General features: G+C 65.4%; 18 protein-coding genes. 9 read left to right on the top strand and 9 right to left on the bottom strand.

The genetic code is table 11. From position 1 onward, the window contains the following. Window positions 1-47: 47 nt before the first annotated feature. Both AAEO60_RS03550 and AAEO60_RS03545 read left to right on the top strand, forming a co-directional pair. Complete coding sequence (locus tag AAEO60_RS03550; protein ID WP_341672267.1) at window positions 48-1,103, top strand: hypothetical protein; 1,056 nt, start codon at window positions 48-50, stop codon at window positions 1,101-1,103. A 102-nt stretch (window positions 1,104-1,205) separates the two neighbouring features. Next, on the top strand, window positions 1,206-1,868 hold the full coding sequence (locus tag AAEO60_RS03545) for a DUF4328 domain-containing protein (protein WP_341672266.1): 663 nt from the start codon (window positions 1,206-1,208) through the stop codon (window positions 1,866-1,868). Between the two features lie 17 nt (window positions 1,869-1,885). On the opposite strand, the gene AAEO60_RS03540 is transcribed toward AAEO60_RS03545, so the two are convergent. From AAEO60_RS03540 to AAEO60_RS03525, 4 genes are read right to left on the bottom strand one after another with little or no spacing between them, the layout of a single operon-like run. Further along, window positions 1,886-2,245: a DUF2794 domain-containing protein gene (locus AAEO60_RS03540; protein ID WP_341672265.1), complete on the bottom strand. Its 360-nt coding sequence runs from the start codon at window positions 2,243-2,245 to the stop codon at window positions 1,886-1,888. Then, entirely contained in the window at window positions 2,245-2,979 is a 735-nt protein-coding gene (epsC, locus tag AAEO60_RS03535; RefSeq protein ID WP_341672264.1) for a serine O-acetyltransferase EpsC, read from the bottom strand. The genes AAEO60_RS03540 and epsC overlap by 1 nt, the downstream gene beginning before the upstream one ends. Window positions 2,980-3,009: 30 nt before the next feature. After that, window positions 3,010-3,618 carry an HdaA/DnaA family protein gene (locus tag AAEO60_RS03530; RefSeq protein ID WP_341672263.1) on the bottom strand — a complete coding sequence of 203 codons (609 nt, stop codon included), beginning with the start codon at window positions 3,616-3,618 and terminating at the stop codon, window positions 3,010-3,012. Between the two features lie 22 nt (window positions 3,619-3,640). Further along, entirely contained in the window at window positions 3,641-4,924 is a 1,284-nt protein-coding gene (locus tag AAEO60_RS03525; protein WP_341672262.1) for a heavy-metal-associated domain-containing protein, read from the bottom strand. A 68-nt stretch (window positions 4,925-4,992) separates the two neighbouring features. Between AAEO60_RS03525 and purM the strand changes: the two genes are divergently transcribed. From purM to AAEO60_RS03510, 3 genes are read left to right on the top strand one after another with little or no spacing between them, the layout of a single operon-like run. Further along, window positions 4,993-6,090, top strand: coding sequence for a phosphoribosylformylglycinamidine cyclo-ligase (purM, locus tag AAEO60_RS03520; RefSeq protein WP_341672261.1), 1,098 nt, complete (start codon window positions 4,993-4,995; stop codon window positions 6,088-6,090). Window position 6,091: 1 nt separating this feature from the next. Then, window positions 6,092-7,057, top strand: a complete 966-nt coding sequence (gene purN, locus AAEO60_RS03515) for a phosphoribosylglycinamide formyltransferase (protein ID WP_341673537.1) — start codon at window positions 6,092-6,094, stop codon at window positions 7,055-7,057. Between the two features lie 3 nt (window positions 7,058-7,060). After that, a complete protein-coding gene (locus AAEO60_RS03510) occupies window positions 7,061-8,257 on the top strand; it encodes a sulfotransferase family protein (protein ID WP_341672260.1) in 1,197 nt (398 codons plus the stop codon). A 13-nt stretch (window positions 8,258-8,270) separates the two neighbouring features. On the opposite strand, the gene ndk is transcribed toward AAEO60_RS03510, so the two are convergent. From ndk to AAEO60_RS03490, 4 genes are all read right to left on the bottom strand, one after another. Then, window positions 8,271-8,693 carry a nucleoside-diphosphate kinase gene (gene ndk, locus AAEO60_RS03505; RefSeq protein WP_341672259.1) on the bottom strand — a complete coding sequence of 141 codons (423 nt, stop codon included), beginning with the start codon at window positions 8,691-8,693 and terminating at the stop codon, window positions 8,271-8,273. A gap of 106 nt (window positions 8,694-8,799) precedes the next feature. Further along, entirely contained in the window at window positions 8,800-9,294 is a 495-nt protein-coding gene (locus tag AAEO60_RS03500; RefSeq protein WP_341672258.1) for a hypothetical protein, read from the bottom strand. A gap of 17 nt (window positions 9,295-9,311) precedes the next feature. Further along, the gene (locus tag AAEO60_RS03495) at window positions 9,312-9,749 is read right to left on the bottom strand and encodes a DNA polymerase III subunit chi (RefSeq protein ID WP_341672257.1); all 438 of its coding nucleotides are present in this window, start codon (window positions 9,747-9,749) and stop codon (window positions 9,312-9,314) included. 59 nt (window positions 9,750-9,808) lie between these two features. Continuing rightward, window positions 9,809-11,272, bottom strand: a complete 1,464-nt coding sequence (locus AAEO60_RS03490; RefSeq protein ID WP_341672256.1) for a leucyl aminopeptidase — start codon at window positions 11,270-11,272, stop codon at window positions 9,809-9,811. Between the two features lie 98 nt (window positions 11,273-11,370). Here AAEO60_RS03490 and AAEO60_RS03485 point away from each other — a divergent pair, with 98 nt between their 5' ends. The 4 genes from AAEO60_RS03485 to rsmA all read left to right on the top strand — a co-directional run bounded on the left by AAEO60_RS03485 (window position 11,371) and on the right by rsmA (window position 16,875). Beyond that, on the top strand, window positions 11,371-13,626 hold the full coding sequence (locus tag AAEO60_RS03485; RefSeq protein ID WP_341672255.1) for an LPS-assembly protein LptD: 2,256 nt from the start codon (window positions 11,371-11,373) through the stop codon (window positions 13,624-13,626). Between the two features lie 153 nt (window positions 13,627-13,779). Next, the gene (locus AAEO60_RS03480; RefSeq protein WP_341672254.1) at window positions 13,780-15,141 is read left to right on the top strand and encodes a peptidylprolyl isomerase; all 1,362 of its coding nucleotides are present in this window, start codon (window positions 13,780-13,782) and stop codon (window positions 15,139-15,141) included. Window positions 15,142-15,145: 4 nt separating this feature from the next. Next, window positions 15,146-16,039 (top strand): 4-hydroxythreonine-4-phosphate dehydrogenase PdxA, encoded by an 894-nt coding sequence (pdxA, locus tag AAEO60_RS03475; RefSeq protein WP_341672253.1) that lies wholly within the window; start codon window positions 15,146-15,148, stop codon window positions 16,037-16,039. Then, window positions 16,036-16,875: a 16S rRNA (adenine(1518)-N(6)/adenine(1519)-N(6))-dimethyltransferase RsmA gene (gene rsmA / locus AAEO60_RS03470; RefSeq protein ID WP_341672252.1), complete on the top strand. Its 840-nt coding sequence runs from the start codon at window positions 16,036-16,038 to the stop codon at window positions 16,873-16,875. Before pdxA ends, rsmA begins: the two co-directional genes overlap by 4 nt. Here rsmA and AAEO60_RS03465 read toward each other — a convergent pair. Beyond that, window positions 16,865-17,044 carry a hypothetical protein gene (locus tag AAEO60_RS03465; protein WP_341672251.1) on the bottom strand — a complete coding sequence of 60 codons (180 nt, stop codon included), beginning with the start codon at window positions 17,042-17,044 and terminating at the stop codon, window positions 16,865-16,867. The two genes, rsmA and AAEO60_RS03465, sit on opposite strands and share 11 nt — an antisense overlap. Between the last annotated feature and the right edge of the window lie 49 nt (window positions 17,045-17,093).

Below are 17,093 nucleotides of genomic sequence, written 5' to 3'. Positions count from 1 at the left end.
AACACAGTAGGCTACCTTCCGCGCCGGGACGAACGGGGGAGGACCTCATGTACAGCGAACAAGACCTGCGCGACGCGGTAGCGGGCGGCGCAATTTCCCAGGAGGCAGCTTCGGCGCTGCGTGCGCACGTTGCGCACATGCGCAAGATGCCCGTCACCGACGAGGAAAATTTCCGTCTCGTCAATTCGTTCAACGATATCTTCGTCACCATCGCGGCCATCCTGCTGTTGGTCGCCATGGCGGGCATCGGCAGCGCGATCATGCCCGGCCTCGCCGGCGTACTGGTGGCAGCCGCAGCATGGTTCATGTCCGAGTTTTTCACCAAGCGCCGCCGCATGGCGCTGCCCTCGATCATCCTGCTGCTGGCTTTCGTCGGCGGCGTGGTCGCGGCACCCATCGAAGTGCTCAGTGAGACTAATGTCGACGATAACGGTCGTCTCGCCGGACTCATTGGCGCGGGCGCATTCCTGTCCGGCGCGATCGCGGCGTGGCTGCACTGGCGCCGGTTCATGGTACCGATCACTATCGCGGCCATGGCGGCCACGACGGTGGCGACCCTGATCGCGCTGATCGTGACCGCAATCGGGCCCGCCAATCTCACCTCGCCCGAGAACCTGATCCTGCCGCTGGTTTTTGCCGGTGGGCTCGGCGTCTTCACCTTTGCCATGCGCTGGGACATCAGCGACCGTGGCCGCGAAACGCGCCGCAGCGACGTGGCCTTTTGGCTGCATCTGCTGGCGGCACCCATGATCGCGCACCCGCTGTTCCACTGGCTGGGTATTACCCAGGGCGACGTGGTCGGCCTTGGCGGTGTCGCCATGGTGCTGGCGGTCTATGTGGTATTCGGCGTTGTCGCCCTCGCCATCGACCGTCGCGCCCTGCTGGTTTCGGCCCTCGCCTATGTGCTCTTCGCCCTGTCGAGCCTGTTCGGCGAATACGGCATGGTGGAACTCAGCGTGGCGCTAACCGCGCTGGTGATCGGCTCGGCCCTGCTGATGCTGTCGGCCTTCTGGCCGTCGATCCGTGCGGGCGTAGTCGGGAAGTTGCCGGGCGACCTGCAGAACCGCCTGCCCATCGCCAGCCCCGTCACCCAGCCGGCCTGACGCTATCCGATATTTCCCACAGGTCCGCCGCCGCTAAGCTCTTGGCGCAAGACACGAATTGCGCCAGTTATCGCGGTGGACCTGTAGGGATGGAAGGGGCGCATGATGGATTCGGGAATTCGCACGCTGGGTACACTTGGCACGGCCACCCGGATCGCCCTGCTGACATATGTCGGTTCGGTCCTGCTGGCCTTCGTGGTGCAGCTGGGCCTCGTGTTCCTGCTCCCGCAAATGCCAATCGGCAATGCGGTGGGCTACACCATTGTCATTGGCATCATCGGCATCGTGCAACTGGGATCGTTCGTGGCGTCGATCGTGCTGGTGGCGATCTGGGTGAACCAGGCGCACCGCAACCTGCACGACGGCGGAGTAACTGGCCTGAACTACTCGCCAGGTTGGGCGACAGCGTCCTTCTTCATTCCCTTCGTCAACCTCTGGGTCCCCTTCGCCTCGACGCGCGAACTCTACAACCGCAGCATTGGCAAGGCAGAATGGCATGCTGCCACCAGCGCCGGACCGGTGACCAGCTGGTACACCTGCAACTGGGCTGCCTTCATCTTCCTCGCCGCGATCATCACAGTGCTCTACCTCGAAAGCATTCCCGGGCTTTACGTGATCATGCCGGCCTTCGCCGCGATCGGTCTGTTCCTGCTCTTCGGCCTGTTCATGGTGGGATCGGCCTGGTTCATGGCGCAGACCGTGGCCAAGGTAACGCGGGCGCAGACTGACCTCGAACACGTCAGCCAGGCGGACGTCTTCGACTGACCTTCCGACTGGGGCGCCTAGCCCTCCACCACCTTCATCAGGCGGCGCTCGAGCGGAGCAAGGACGTTGGCAAGTTCGTGGCCACGCTTCAGCACCTGCCCCTGTTCGCCAAACAGCGCCCACATGCCCTGCCGCTGGTGCAGGGCGGGACGCTTCTCCAGCCGCATCTGCGGCACGTCTGCGGTGCGGCGGAAGGCGGCGAAGGTGGCGCAGTCCCTGGTGAAGTCCATGGCGTAATCGCGCCACTCGCCCGCGGCGACCATACGGCCGTAAAGATCGAGGATACGGGTGAGCTCGAGGCGGTCGAAACAGACCTGTGAGGGAACACGTTGGCCGGGAAAGGCCACGACATTGGGCATGCCGCCAGAGGAGCCCATCAACTCTCCGTACCGCTCTTGCGCTTGGCGGAGAACAGGTCTTCCCCGCCCTCGGCCGGGGCTGGCAGGGCCTTTTGCAAGGCTTCGACCTGCTCGCGCAGCGTCTTGATCTCGCTTTCCAGCTTTTCAACGCAATCACGGCCAACGGCGCCCGTGCCTTCGCAAGGTTCGTCACACGGCGTGCCGTAGGGGATGAACTCCTTGATCCATTCCTCTGCCGGAACCAGCGTCGACCGCGCCTTCAGGCCGACCATTGTCGCGCCTTCGGGCACGTCGTCGGTGACCACGGCATTGGCCCCCACGCGGGCGCGTTCGCCCACGGTGATCGGCCCGATAACCTGCGCGCCCGAACCGATGATGACGTTGTCGCACAGGGTCGGGTGGCGCTTGCCGGCCTTGCCGTTGGTGGGATTGGTGCCGCCCAGCGTTACGCACTGGTAGATGGTCACGTTGTCGCCGATCTCGGCAGTTTCGCCGATCACGGTAAAGCCGTGATCGATAAAGAAGTTCTTGCCGATCCTGGCACCGGGATGGATGTCTATCGCGGTCAGCCAGCGGCTGAAATGGTTCATGAAGCGGGCGAGGAAGAACATCTTCGCTTCGAACAGCCAGTGCGCCACCCTGTGCAGGCCGAGCGCCAGGACGCCCGGATACAACAGAATCTCCCAGCGCGAACGGGGCGCCGGGTCACGGGCATGGACCGAGTCCAGATAGGCGATCAGTCTGTCAAACATCGCAAGTGCCAGTTTCCCATTAAAACCGGCCTAGATCAAGCGCGGCTCCTCCGGCCCGTGCACCGCTTCCAGTGCAGCACGCCAGATACCGAGGTTAGGTGGGGCCTTTCTCTCCAGAGACAAGCGGTCGATTGTCGCGACCAGCCGCTCGAGATCTGCCTGTGAGCGAGAAGCGCGCGGGATCAGATAGTCCGCCGCATCCGCGCGCAGGTGCAGCCCGCGCTCGTCGGCGAGCGACAGCAGCAATTCGCGCGCCATGTCGTCGTCAGGCTGGCCGATTTCGAGCTGCAAGGAGCCGCCGAGTCGGGACTTGAGGTCCGGCAAGGTGATTTCCCACGGGGGCTCCCCACCGACGATCAGGAGGGGCGTTCCCTGCTCCTGCGCACGGTTCCAGCGGTGGAAGACCTCGTCCTCCGGCATGGCCTGTGCGTCGTCGAGCGCATCCCCCTTGCCGTTCGCCACAAACCAGCGTGCCAGCAGCGACTTACCCGACCGCGGCGGACCGGTGAGCACGGCGGTGCGGAACGGCCAGTTCTCCGGAGCCTGCAAGGCTTCGGCAACGTGGGCGTTGGCATTTCCCACAACGATTCGCGCAGGGCCTTGGCCGCCGCCAGACAGGGGAAGCGCGATCTGACTCATGCGGACACCTCCCGCCCGGCGCCTAGCGCGAAATGCCGAGCGCGTTCTGGCCCTCGTTCACTGCCCAACCGCCCGCGCGCAGGGCAGCTGCCAGCGAGGACAGGTCACCCGAATAGGTCACATTCATGACCGAAGCGCCGCCGATCGCGGTCGAGCCCACGGTGACCCGGCTCACACCCGGCGTGCCGCGCAGGTTGGAAAGTGCGCCGTCGAACGAGGCTGCATTGGGCGTTGCCACCTGCACGGTATAGGTCGCGGTGGGCGATGCCGTCTGGACGGGGTCCGGCGATTCCGCAGCACCATCTGTGGTCGGAGTGAAGTTCACCTCGACCTCTGCCGCTGCAGCGACAGCAGCAGCCTCGGCCGCGCGGGCCTGGTCCAGCAGGGCGCGAACTTCGGGGCTGATCTCGATATTGTCGAGGGTCAGCGTCGGATCTGGCCGCAATGTGCCATCGGCAAGCGCGGCCTCGAAAATCTGGTTGAAGCGCTCCACGGCGCGGTCGAGCATGGCTGGCAGCTCTTCCGAGCTCGCAGCGCGCATGGAGAAGCTGTCGAGGAAGCGGTTGTCGGGGCCGTACCGCGCGGTGAAAGTGCCGCTCACCGGGCCGCCGGGCCAATCATACTGCAGGTTGGCGACGGGGATGAGTACGTCGGCGGCACCGAATTCGTCGAGGATGGCATTCCACCATACGCGGCTGCGGCGGCTGGTCTGGCCATAGGTCAGCAGCAGCGAATCCTCGCCCGAGCCATCCGGGCGGACATAGTCGATAGAGCTGTCGCCAAACTGGTACTCCGCCCAGGAACGCTGCCACACGTTGCGATATTCGAACATGGTCTGCGTGCCGCCAGTAATCATCACCGGCAGCGTCAGCATCGGGGCCGAACGCGCCTGTGCGCCGCTGGCACCAAGCAGGGCTCCCGCACGCTGGCGGTCAAAGATGACACCCAGCCGCGCGATGTAGCGACGCGGACCGATGCTTTCCTCTTCGACGACGATGGCCGAGACCAGCGAATCGAGCCGCGAATCCGGGATTTCGGGACCGCCAAGCTGCTCCCACGCCAGCCGCTGGGCCTCTCGCCAGCCGTTGGCGCGGGCGTCTTCGGCACTCTCGCCCCGGACATTCACCTCGATCCCGCTGACGTCGATGTCGGCGCTACTGGCAACGGGTGCGATCCCGCGGTCGCCGCCGACCTGCGCCATCAGCGAGGCCACGGCCACTACGCCCAGCAACACGAAAGCGACCACGCCAAGGGTGGCGGGAAAGCGGGTCCCACGGGGGCGGAAGGGGAGGGAAAGTGTTGTCATCGGGGAAATCGCCAGCCTTTTGCCCAAAGGCGAGTGGAAATCCAAGCCCGAAAGACTATGGCGGGGGCATGAGTTCGGACAAACAATCCTATACCTACGAGCAGGCCGGGGTCTCGATCGAGGCTGGCAACCGGCTGGTGAAGGCCATCGGCCCGCTGGTGAAAGCCACCATGCGCCCCGGTGCAGACGGCGAAATCGGCGGCTTCGGCGGCTTCTTCGATCCGCGCGCGGCGGGCTACAAGGACCCCTTGCTGGTCGCCGGCAATGACGGCGTCGGCACCAAGCTGAAGCTCGCCATCGACACCGGCCGCCACGATACCGTCGGCATCGACCTTGTCGCCATGTGCGTGAACGACCTGATCGTGCAGGGGGCAGAGCCACTGTTCTTCCTCGACTACTTCGCCACTGGCAAGCTGGAGAACGGCGTCGCCGAGGCGGTGATCGCGGGCATTGCCGAAGGCTGCAAGATCTCCGGCTGCGCCCTGATCGGCGGCGAGACCGCGGAAATGCCGGGCATGTATTCCGAGGGTGACTACGACCTTGCGGGATTCTGCGTCGGCGCGGTGGAGCGCGGCGAGCAGCTGACCGGCGAGAAAGTCGCGCCCGGCCACGTGCTGCTGGGCCTTGCCTCGTCGGGTGTGCACTCCAACGGCTTCTCGCTGGTCCGACGGCTTGCCGAAGACAAGGGCTGGAAGCTCGACCGCCCCGCCCTGTTCGACCAGGACCGCCTGCTGGTGGAGACCCTGCTCGAACCCACGCGCATCTATGTGAAGAACCTGCTGCCCGTAGTGCGCAGCGGCCAGGTCGATGCGCTTGCCCACATCACCGGTGGCGGCCTGCTGGAAAATATCCCGCGCGTCCTGCCCGAAGGCGCCCGCGCCGTGGTCGACGCCGATGCCTGGCAGCAGCCGGGTCTGATGGCCTTCCTGCAGGCGCAGGGGAACATCGAACCGGGCGAAATGGCGCGCACCTTCAACTGCGGTGTCGGCATGGTGCTGGCGGTGACGCCAAACAATGTCGATGTCGTCACCAGCGCACTCACCGAAGCTGGCGAGCAGGTCTTCCGCGTCGGCGAGATCGTCGCCGGACAGCGCGGCTGCACCGTGCGCGGATCGGCTGGAACATGGTCCGGCAAGGACGACTGGCAAGCGGATCACGATGCCTGATATGGGACAGCAGAAGGCGAAAATCGCCTGCCTGCTGTCGGGCAACGGCACGACCATGTCGGCCCTGCTGTTCCAGTCGCGCCTGCCTGATTGCCCCTACGAGATCGTCCTCGTCGCTTCCAACGTGCCTGACGCCCCCGGCCTGAAGATTGCCGAGGCCGAGGGTATTCCCACCTTCTCTTACCCGCACACCGGCCTTGGCCGCCGCGAGCACGAGCAGGTGATGGACAAGGCCCTGCGCGACAGCGGCGCCGAATACCTCGCGCTATGCGGCTACATGCGCATCCTGACCGAGGACTTCGTCACCGGCTGGGAAGGCCGCATGGTCAACACCCACCCCAGCCTGCTGCCCAAGTTCAAGGGCCTAGACACACACCAGCGCGCCATCGACGCAGGCGAGAAGTTCGGCGGCTGCTCGGTCCATGTGGTGACGCCCGAACTCGACGGCGGCCCCCTGCTGGGCCAGCTGCCCGTCGCGATCCTGCCGACCGATACGGCGGACAGCCTCGCGCGCCGCGTGATCCTGGCCGAATACCAGCTCTACCCGCGCATGGTGGCAGACTATGTCGGGCGTCACTTCCGCGCCGACTGGCTGCTGGAGCGCGTGCACGAGCTGGCCATGGCCCTGCCCGAGGTCGAGGAACGCGAAAGCCACGGTTCCCCCGGCTGGCGCACCGGCGGCAAGAGCGGCAAGTACTTTGCTTACTTCAACGACCAGCACCATGGCAGCGAGCACATCTGCGTGATGGTGAAGACCAGCGGGCCGGACGAACTGGCAGGCTTGGTCGAAACCGCGCCGGAAACCTATTTCAAACCCGCCTACTACGGTGCCAGCGGCTGGGTGGGGATTATCCTCAATCGCCCCGGTGTGGACTGGGACCATGTTGCGGAATGGCTGGAGCGCAGCTGGCGATCGGTTGCTCCCAAACGGCTGACCAAGATGCAAGACATCGCGGACCAGTTCTGACGCATGGCCCCTCCTGCCCGCTCCCACCCCCTTGCCCGCTCGCCGCATGTCGAGCGGTTCAACGGGTGGCTGGAAGCGGCATGGCGTCGCGGGCTGTCGCAGAAACCATCGCTCGATCCCGATGCGCTGTGGGGCAAGGCCCTGCGCGAAACCACGGCAGAAGGCGAAATGGGACCGCGTTGCGAAGCCGACATGGCCGACTTCCGTTTGCGGCTGGAGGTGCTGAGTGAGTCGCTGCAATCCGAAGCTCGGCTCAACGCGCTTGGCCTGACCATTGCCCACGGCCAGCTGGTGCGGGTGATCCGGCAGCGGCTGGAACTGGGCGTCCTTTGGCGCGAGCGTCCCGAGGTGCTGGAGACCGAACTCGCCCCGCCCATCATCATCGTCGGCCAGATGCGTTCGGGCACCACCCGCGTGCACCGCCTGCTGGCCTCCGATCCGGCGCTGGCGGCAACGCGGTTCTGCGACAGCTGGCACCCCGTGCCGCGCCGTCCCGACACGCGCCCGGCGTGGTCTGCCCTGACACTGGCGATCGCCCGCAGGCTCGATCCGTGGCTCGATACCATCCACCCCTTCGGCACGACCCGACCCGACGAGGAACTGGGCTGGCTCGCCTGTGCGCTCGATCACTGCGCCTACGAGGCACAGTGGCGCATCCCCGCCTTCACAGCCTTCTCCGAGGACCGCGACCCCGCGCCGGTCTACCGCGAATTTGGCCGCATCCTGCGCACCGACGCCCATTTCCACGGCAATGCCGAGCGCCCGCGCGTGCTCAAGGTGCCGCAATTCGCCGAGGACCTGCCCGCCCTCCTTGCAGAGTTTCCCGAGGCCCGCGTCATCATGACCCGGCGCGACGAGGCAGACATGGTCCGCAGCGCCGCATCGCTGGTGGCCAACCAGATGGCGATCCAGTCGGACGAGGTCGACTACGCCTGGATCGAACAGGAAGCCGCGCGCAAGATCGACCTTCGCGAGGAGCGGATGGGAGCAGCCCTCGCAAATTTCACCGGCCCGCTTGCGCGCGTTGAATTCACCGCCCTCGACAGCGATTGGGAAGGCGAAATGGCGCGCATCTACGAAGTGCTCGGGCTGGACTTCACTCTGGCCGCGCGCGCAGCAATGCAGGCCGAACAAACGAAAACGAGCGGCGCATCGCACCGCTCGCATTCGCTGGATTACGGGGCTTTCGCCCCGAAATGATCAGTCGGGCTGGTTAGCCGACGATTTCTTCCGGCTTGAAGAAGAAGGCGATTTCGATCGCGGCATTTTCTTCGCTGTCCGAACCGTGGACCGAGTTGGCTTCGATGCCTTCGGCGTAGGTCTTGCGGATGGTGCCTTCGGCGGCGTCAGCCGGGTTGGTGGCGCCCATGATGTCACGGTTGCGCTTCACGGCGTCTTCGCCTTCCAGCACCTGCACCACGACGGGGCCGCTGGTCATGAAATCGCACAGTTCACCGAAGAAGGGGCGTTCTTTGTGAACGGCATAGAAGCCTTCGGCCTGTTCGCGGGTCATCCGGATGCGCTTCGAAGCAACGACGCGCAGGCCGGCTTCTTCAAGCATCTTGGTGACCGCGCCGGTCAGGTTGCGGCGCGTGGCGTCGGGCTTGATGATCGAGAAGGTGCGGGTGACCGCCATGGGTAGTTCCTTTGCGAGATTTTATTGTCGGTTATTTCGGGCGCGCCACTAGCCCGCCCCGTGCAAGGGGGCAAGCGAGACTTTGCCTGACTAGGACCTGCTGCGCCTAGTTTCCGCGGCCGATTGTCAGTTGGATCTGCGTGGTTCCATCGCCCGACGGGATCGCGCTGACGCTCAGCGCAGTGCCGTCCTCAGCCTCGCCGCCGATTACCCGCGTGCCGTTGGCATTCATCTCGCTGGCAATGTCGATTCCAGCCCGGGAAGCCTGTCCGCGGTAGAACTCGATCACCTCTTCCGCGCTGGCAGAAGCTGTCATCACCAGGATCGATCCGCCGCCATCGTTGGTGGTCACGGTCTGGTTCATCACCACAGTCGCGCCCGGGTAGATGGTAAAGCCACTCGGCAATTCGGCTTGGGTGTTGGGACCGGATTCAAAGCGCGCGACTTCGCCGTCAGGCCCGGTGAAGGTGGCGTCGATCCCGTCGCCGCCCTCGTCGATGTCGTAGGTGACTTCGCCGTCTTCGGTCTCGATCGTGCCCTCATTCGGGCTGCCGCAGGATGCGAGCAAGGCAACGCCTGCGAAAAGTGCAATCTTCTTCATGGTACTTCCCCTCTTGGTCAGGCGACTTCCCGCCACTTGCCACCTTCCTGCCGCCAGAAATGGCGCTCCAGTCCTTCATGGTCGCCCAGCGCCTTCCAGGTCGCTCGGGCACCGTCGATCGTCGTATCGTCGAACAGCATCATCACCCGGGCAAATCCTTGGCCCGGATCGCGCCACAGGCCATCCGCCAGCAGCAGGAACTGCGCCCCGTTTACCGCATCGACCTCGTTCGACAGCAGGATCGGCTGGCGCGCGTCGTGCTCGTCACCGGCAATGCCATTGGCGAGGAAGGCTTCGGGCGTAGCCTCCCACAAGGCCTTGCTGGTCGCTTCCAGCAGGTCGAGATCGTCGGCCACCACCAGCAGCCGCTCGCCCGCCTGCCGCACCTTGGCGGCCAGCATGGCCACCACGGCAGGCGCAGGATCGCGGCTCAGCTGGTAGAAGTCGACGCGCATCCTTGTTGGCCTACCGCTTCGCTGCTTGATACCGGAAGAGAACGTGGCAAGCCACGCTCCTACCCCTCCGCCGTATCGCGGATGAACTGGTCGAGCAGGCGCACGCCGTAACCGGTAGCGCCCTTGTCCCAGGTGGCGCCGGGCTTGTCCGCCCAGGCCATGCCGGCAATGTCGAGGTGCGCCCAGTTGACGCCCTTCTCGACGAAGCGCTGCAGGTACTGCGCCGCCGTGATCGAACCCGCCCAGCGGCCGCCAACGTTCTTCATGTCGGCAATCGGGCTGTCGATGAGCTTGTCGTAAGCGGGACCCAGCGGCATCCGCCAGACCTTGTCACCGCTGGTCTTGCCCGCTGCCGTGAGACTATCGGCCAGCTTGTCGTCGTTGGAAAACAGGCCTGCGTGCTCGTGGCCCAGCGCCACCAGCATGGCACCGGTCAGGGTGGCGAGGTCGATCAGCCTCTCCGGCTTGAACTCGCGCTGTGCCCAGGTCATCGCGTCGCCCAGCACCAGGCGGCCTTCGGCGTCGGTGTTGATGACTTCGACGGTCTGGCCGCTCATGGTCTTCACCACGTCGCCGGGACGCTGGGCATTGCCGTCAGGCATGTTCTCGACAAGGCCGCAGACGCCCACGACATTGGCCTTGGCCTTGCGCGAAGCGAGCGCCAGCATGGCTCCCGCCACGGCACCGGCGCCGCCCATGTCCCACTTCATATCTTCCATGCCCGCGGCGGGCTTGATCGAGATGCCGCCGGTATCGAATGTCACGCCCTTCCCGACAAATACGGTCGGCTTGTCGGCTGACTTGCCTCCGGTCCACTTGATCACCAGCAGCTTGCTGTCGCGGCGCGAGCCCTGGCCCACGCCCAGCAGTGCACCCATGCCCAGCGTGCGCATTTCGTCTTCGTCCAGCACCTGGATTTCCGCGCCCGTGCCTTCGAAGCGCTTCTGGCAGCGTTCGACGAAGCTCTGCGGGTAGATCACGTTGGCGGGTTCGGCGACCAGTTCGCGGGTGAACTCCACGCCCTTGGCCACGGCGGCGGCATCTTCCCACTTGGCTTCGGTGCCGTCAGGCGCACCGGCCACGATCACGGTCTTCAGCGAACGCTTCTGTTCGTCCTTCAGCTTGGTGCGGTATTCGTCCCAGCGCCAAGCGCGCAGGCGCGCACCCATCAGCATGGCGGCGGTCTCGTCGGCATCGAGGCCGGAAGCCGCCACGTCGATCGCCAAGGTCTTCTCGCCGCTGGTGAGGAACTTGGCGGTCAGCGCCGAACCGGCGCGCTCCAGCGCAGCGTGGTGTTCGCTGCCCTTCTTCTTGCCCATGCCCACCAGTGCCAGCCGCTGCACGGTGTCGCCCTGTTCCACGAAAGTTTCGAACACCTGGCCGGTCTTGCCGGTGAAGCGCGAGGCTTCGGCCCCTTCCTTCGTGGCGCGCGGCAGGTCGTCAGGCAATTTTCCCTGCTCGACAAGGCGCGCAACCAGGCGCGGGGCATCAGCGGCAAGGGAGTCGCGAAATTCGATATCCATGGAGGCTCCAGCAAATTTGATCGGGTCAGCCAGCCCGCAGCGTGCAGGCGGCAAAAGCTGGCGTTGCGATTACGGGCGCGCGGTGCAATAGGCAAGCCATGCTCCCCGGCCTGCACATCGCCAAGCAAGCCCTGTATCACCGCTTGCCCGCCGTGGGGTTTGCGGCCGCAATGCTTGTGGCCGCGCCGCACGCGGTACTGGCGCAGGACGAAAGCGATTCGGCGTCGATCAATCCGCTCGAAACCGAGGTGCCGCGCGAAATCGGCTTTGAAGCCAACGAGCTGCGATATGACGAGACGACGGACACGGTCTCCGCCTCCGGCAATGTCGTGCTGCGCTCGGGCGACCAGTCGGTGCGCGCCGACGAGGTCAGCTGGAACCGCATGACCGGCGAGATCATCGCTGCGGGGTCGGTACGCCTCGTGGACGAGAACGGCCACCAGCTGTTCACTGACCGCCTTGTGCTGACCGACGAGCTGGAAGCCGGCGCGATGACCAACCTGCTGCTGGCCTTTCGCCAGGGCGGGCGACTGGCGGCGATGGAAGCCACCCGTGCCGAAAACGGCGATATCGAGCTGGACCGCGCGGTCTACTCGTCTTGCGCCGTGCTGGACGCCGACGGGTGCGACCGCAGCCCCAGCTGGCGAGTAACGGCAGAGCGCGTCTACTACGACAGCGAGAGCTCGCGCATCCGCTTCCGCAACGCTTATCTCGAACTGTTCGGCGCGCGTATCCTGCCGCTGCCCGGCCTGACCGTGCGCGCCGACGGCAGCGCCGACAGCGGCTTCTTCGTGCCTGACATCGGCCTGACCGCATCCAACGGTATCGAGATCAGCGACAGCTATTACTGGCGCATCGCCGACAACCGCGATCTCGAGGTGACCGGCTATATCTTCACCGAAGCCGCCCCCATGGTGTCGGCGCACTATCGCGAGCTGACCGGCAACGGAGCCTATCAGGTCACCGGCTATGCCACCTACGGCTCGCGCATCCCGCTCAACTCGACCGTCCCCACCTCGCAGAACGATTTCCGCGGCTATCTCGCCGCCAATGGCCGTTTCCAGCTGGACGAGAACTGGACCGCGCAAGGCTCCATCCGTGTGGCGAGCGACCGCACCTTCCTGCGCCGCTACGACATCACCCGCGAAGACCGCATCCGCTCGGTGGTGGAATTGCAGCGTGTGGACGACAACTCTTTCGTGTCGGTGGCCGGCTGGGCGACGCAGGCCCTGCTGGTCAGCACACCGCAGGGAGAAGTGCCGCTGGCCCTGCCCCTGATCGACGCGCGTTACCGCCTGGAAGACCCGGTTGTTGGCGGAATGCTGCAACTGCAGGCCAATACGCTCGCCATCACCCGATCTGAAGGACAGGACACCCAACGCGCCTTCGCACGCGCACAATGGGATCTCAGGCGCATTACCCCGATGGGCCAGGAAGTGACGCTGACGGCCATGGTGCGCGGCGATATCTACCATTCGGGCGACAACCTGCTGACCAACATCGCTGCCTATCGCGGCGAGGCGGGCTGGCAGGCGCGCGGTGTGGCCACGGCCGCGCTCGACATCAAGTGGCCCTTCATCGGCGAATTCATGGGCGGCACGCAGATCCTGACGCCGCGTGTGCAGTTCGTAGCTTCGCCCAGCATTCGCAACCTCGACATTCCCAACGAGGACGCGCGTGCCATCGACCTGGAGGATTCCAACCTCTTCGCGCTCAACCGCTTCCCCGGCTACGACCGGGTCGAAGACGGCGCCCGCATCACCTATGGCGCGGACTGGCAGGCGAATTTCCCCGGCTGGCGCATTCATTCGACCATCGGCCAGTCCTACCGCCTGACAGACGAGGCACTCTTCCCCGACGGCACCGGCCTCAACGAACAGTTCTCCGACGTCGTCGGCCGCACGGAAGTGCGCTACCAGGACTTCCTCAAGTTTACCCACCGCTTCCGCCTCGACAAGGACAACCTTGCAGTACGCCGCAACGAGGTGGACGCGACGGTCGGCTCCGACCGGACTTATGTCGAAATCGGCTACCTGCGGCTCAACCGCGACATCGACTTCACGCTGGAAGACTTGCAGGACCGCGAGGAATTGCGTGTAGCGGGGCGCGTGGCCTTCGCCGATCACTGGTCGATCTTCGGTTCGGCGGTCATCAACCTGACGGATCGGAACGAAGACCCGACCTTCGGATCCGATGGCTTCGAACCCCTGCGCACCCGCCTCGGCATCGCCTACGCCGACGACTGCCTCGAATTCGGTTTCACCTGGCGGCGCGACTACATCCAGCTGGCTGACGCCCAGAGCGGCAACAGCTTCCGCATCTACTTCTCGCTGCGCAACCTCGGCTTCAACTAGGCCGCTATACCCGGCTATCCCCAAGCCGCATTGGCAGACTACGGACATTTGGCTAGGGAGTGCCGGCTCAGCCAGGGTTCAGCCGTGCAATTCCATGTGCCACCCTGCAACCCGGTGCATTACAAGCACCAGCAAACAAATTAAGGTAACAGTGTGATCACGATCGCGAACAAGCTGCTCAAGCTAACTACCGCCACCGCCCTGGCCGCGACCGCCCTGGCCGGCGGCGTGCAGGCGCAAGGCGTGCAGGTGTCGGGCTCCGATGCCTTCAACCTGCCGGACGACGTCACTTTCGTCGTCGAACCGGGCGATCCCAATGTCCGCCGCGCCACGGCCCGCGTGAATGGCAACATCATTACCGGCACCGATGTCGATCACCGTGTGGCCTGGATCCTGGCAGCACAGGACATCGAAATTCCCGAAAGCGAAGTGCAGCGCCTGCGCTTGCAGGTGCTTCGCAACCTGATCGACGAGACGCTGCAGGTGCAGGAAGCCGCAGCGCAGGACATGGCCGTCACTCCCGAAGAGATCGACGTCGCCTACCGCGACTTTGCCGCGTCGGCACGTGGCTTCACCGTGGCCGAGATGGACGCCTTCCTCGCCTCGATCGGCTCCAGCCCGCGCTCGGTGAAGCGGCAGATCCAGGGTGAAATGGCTTGGGACCGCCTGCTGCGCCGTAATGTCCGCCCCTTCGTCAATGTCTCCGAGGCCGAAGTGAACGAGCTGGTAGAGCGCATGAACGAATCGCGCGGTACGATGGAATACCGCCTGGGCGAGATTTACCTCGCCGCTACGCCCACCAACCGTGACCAGGTAATGGCGAACGCGAACCAGATCATCGAACAGCTCCGCCAGGGCGGCAGTTTCGTCGCCTATGCCCGCCAGTACTCACAGGCCTCCAGCGCGATTGTCGGCGGTGACCTTGGCTGGATCCGGCTCGAACAGCTGCAGAATCCCACGCTGGAAGCGGCTGCCGCCGGCATGGTGCCCGGCCAGCTGGTCGGCCCGCTGGAAATTCCCGGCGGCTATTCGATCCTGCTGATGATCGACCAGCGCCAGATCGGCATGGCCGACCCGCGCGATGCCGTGCTCAGCCTGAAGCAGATCAGCCTCAGTATTCCGGGCAACGCCTCGCAGGCAGAAGCCGAGGAACGCGGCGCTGCCTTCGCCGAGGCCATCCAGGACATGCAGGGTTGCGGCGACGCGAACCTGCGCGCCTCTGCAATCGGCGCCACCACGGTGGACAACGACGAGATCCAGGTACGGCAGCTGCCCGAAGCCTTCCAGAACCTGATGCTGCAGCTCAACGTCGGCCAGACCACGCCGCCGTTCGGCGAACTTGAGCCCGGCGGGAGTCTGCGCGTGCTGATGCTGTGCGGCCGCGACGATCCGGAGGAATTCGAGGGCCCCTCGCCCGACCAGATCATGATGTCGCTGGAAGACGAACGCGTGAACCGCCGCGCCCAGCGCTACCTGCGCGACCTTCGCCGCGACGCGGTGATCGAGTACAATTGATCCCGTGACCGGACCACTCCCGCTTGCTGTCACCATTGGTGACCCGGCGGGGGTCGGTCCCGAGATTATTGCCGAAATCTGCGAGCGGCGCGATGCACTGGGACTCCCGCCCTTCATGATAGTGGGCGAGGCCGGAGATACGGCGCGCACCGGTTCTCCGGATCGGACCTCGGCGGAGATCGCCCTGCGCGCGCTGGAGGACGCCCTCGGCATGGTGCAGGCAGGCGATTGCAGCGGCGTTGTCACCGGCCCGGTGTCCAAGGCTGCAATTGCCGCAATCGAACCCGGATTCGTCGGCCAGACGGAGTTCTGCGCCGACAGCTGCGGGGCACCGCGGCAAGATGCGGTAATGATGCTCGCGGGTCCTTCCCTGCGGACTGTCCCGATGACGGTGCACTGCGCCTTGTCCGAAGTGCCCGGCCTGCTGACATGGGACCTGATCGTTAAGCGCACCCGCGTGGTCGCGCGGGCCATGCAGACCGACTACGGCATCGTTAATCCACGTATCGCCATCGCCGGACTCAACCCGCACGCGGGCGAGGGTGGCCGCATGGGCCGCGAGGAGATCGAGATCATCGCCCCCGCCATCGTCCAGCTGCGTACCGAGGGTATCGACGCCACCGGCCCCCATCCTGCCGACACCCTGTTCGCCCCGCACAAGCGTGGTAGCTACGATGTGGCCGTGGCCATGTACCACGACCAGGCGCTGGTGCCGCTCAAGGCGCTCGATTTCGACGAGGGCGTGAATGTGACGCTCGGCCTGCCGATCGTGCGCACCTCGCCCGATCACGGGACGGCCTTCGATATTGCCGGCAAGGGCATCGCCCGCCCCGACGCCATGATCGCAGCCATCCGCATGGCGGGCGAGATCGCGGCACGGCGGGCGGCGCTGGCGTGACCCTGCCTCCCTTGCGCGAAGTCATCGCCGCGCATGGCCTCTCGGCCAGCAAGGCGCTGGGGCAGAACTTCCTGTTCGACGAGCAGTTGCTGGACCGGATCGCCGCCATCCCGGGCGACCTCCACGACAAGGCCGTGCTGGAAATCGGCCCCGGCCCCGGCGGCCTGACCCGCGCCCTGCTGCGTGCAGGCGCCCGCGTGACCGCCATCGAGCGCGACAGCCGCTGCATCCCGGCGCTGGCCGAATTGCAGGAGGCCTTCCCCGGCCAGTTGCGCGTGGTGGAAGACGATGCGCTCGCCATCGACCATGCCGAATTGATGGGAGAGCCGTTCGCGGTTGCCGCCAACCTGCCTTACAATATCGGCACCCTGCTATTTACACGTTGGTTGAGCGGGCAGGACTGGCCGCCAGCCTGGACCAGCCTGACGCTGATGTTCCAGCAGGAAGTCGCCCAGCGCATCGTCGCCAAGCCGGGAACCGGCACCTACGGTCGCCTCGCCGTGCTTGCCCAGTGGCGCGCGGAGGCGAAGCTGGCGATGAAAGTGCACCGGAGTGCCTTCACCCCGCCACCCAAGGTCATGAGCGCCATGGTCCACCTTGTCCCCCGCGAGGCGCCCGAAGGCGTCTCGGCCAAGGTGCTCGAGAAACTGACCGAGGCCGCCTTCGGCCAGCGTCGCAAGATGCTCCGCCAGAGCCTCAAGGGCCTGTCCGGCGCGCTGGAGGCCCTGGAAGCCTGCGGGATCGAATCCACGCGCCGGGCCGAGACCCTGTCAGTTGACGATTTCGTTGCCGTCGCCCGGGAGATGGCCAGTGCCCGAGACCGCGTCAGAGATTGACGTAGATGACGATCAGGTAAGCAGTCGACAGGGCTGTCACGCCCAGCAGGCCGCGCGGCGAAAGGTCCGAAATACGTGCGCATTGCGAGCCGCGCGAATCCACGACGTCGGCTGTCAGGATGACATTGGCGCGCTCTTCATGGCGGAAACTCTGGGCGACTGCGTTCACACTGGCCTCTCGGGTTGATACTCCACGCCTGGCGGTAATCCCTTATCGT

The sequence above is a fragment of the Aurantiacibacter gilvus genome (genome assembly GCF_038289935.1).
GTDB lineage: Bacteria > Pseudomonadota > Alphaproteobacteria > Sphingomonadales > Sphingomonadaceae > Alteraurantiacibacter > Alteraurantiacibacter gilvus.
The sequence above is the reverse complement of the archived record's forward strand: the minus strand, read 5'-3'. Positions and strand labels throughout refer to the sequence as shown.

Excerpts from the sequence above, each read along its gene's own strand:
- AAEO60_RS03525 (WP_341672262.1), bottom strand. The coding sequence starts at position 4,924 with ATGACAACACTTTCCCTCCCCTTCCGCCCCCGTGGGACCCGCTTTCCC.
- AAEO60_RS03510 (WP_341672260.1), top strand. The coding sequence starts at position 7,061 with ATGGCCCCTCCTGCCCGCTCCCACCCCCTTGCCCGCTCGCCGCATGTC.
- AAEO60_RS03490 (WP_341672256.1), bottom strand. The coding sequence starts at position 11,272 with ATGGATATCGAATTTCGCGACTCCCTTGCCGCTGATGCCCCGCGCCTG.
- AAEO60_RS03540 (WP_341672265.1), bottom strand. The coding sequence starts at position 2,245 with ATGGGCTCCTCTGGCGGCATGCCCAATGTCGTGGCCTTTCCCGGCCAA.
- AAEO60_RS03500 (WP_341672258.1), bottom strand. The coding sequence starts at position 9,294 with ATGAAGAAGATTGCACTTTTCGCAGGCGTTGCCTTGCTCGCATCCTGC.
- AAEO60_RS03550 (WP_341672267.1), top strand. The coding sequence starts at position 48 with ATGTACAGCGAACAAGACCTGCGCGACGCGGTAGCGGGCGGCGCAATT.
- ndk (WP_341672259.1), bottom strand. The coding sequence starts at position 8,693 with ATGGCGGTCACCCGCACCTTCTCGATCATCAAGCCCGACGCCACGCGC.
- AAEO60_RS03530 (WP_341672263.1), bottom strand. The coding sequence starts at position 3,618 with ATGAGTCAGATCGCGCTTCCCCTGTCTGGCGGCGGCCAAGGCCCTGCG.
- epsC (WP_341672264.1), bottom strand. The coding sequence starts at position 2,979 with ATGTTTGACAGACTGATCGCCTATCTGGACTCGGTCCATGCCCGTGAC.
- purN (WP_341673537.1), top strand. The coding sequence starts at position 6,092 with ATGGGACAGCAGAAGGCGAAAATCGCCTGCCTGCTGTCGGGCAACGGC.
- AAEO60_RS03485 (WP_341672255.1), top strand. The coding sequence starts at position 11,371 with ATGCTCCCCGGCCTGCACATCGCCAAGCAAGCCCTGTATCACCGCTTG.
- purM (WP_341672261.1), top strand. The coding sequence starts at position 4,993 with ATGAGTTCGGACAAACAATCCTATACCTACGAGCAGGCCGGGGTCTCG.
- AAEO60_RS03495 (WP_341672257.1), bottom strand. The coding sequence starts at position 9,749 with ATGCGCGTCGACTTCTACCAGCTGAGCCGCGATCCTGCGCCTGCCGTG.
- AAEO60_RS03545 (WP_341672266.1), top strand. The coding sequence starts at position 1,206 with ATGATGGATTCGGGAATTCGCACGCTGGGTACACTTGGCACGGCCACC.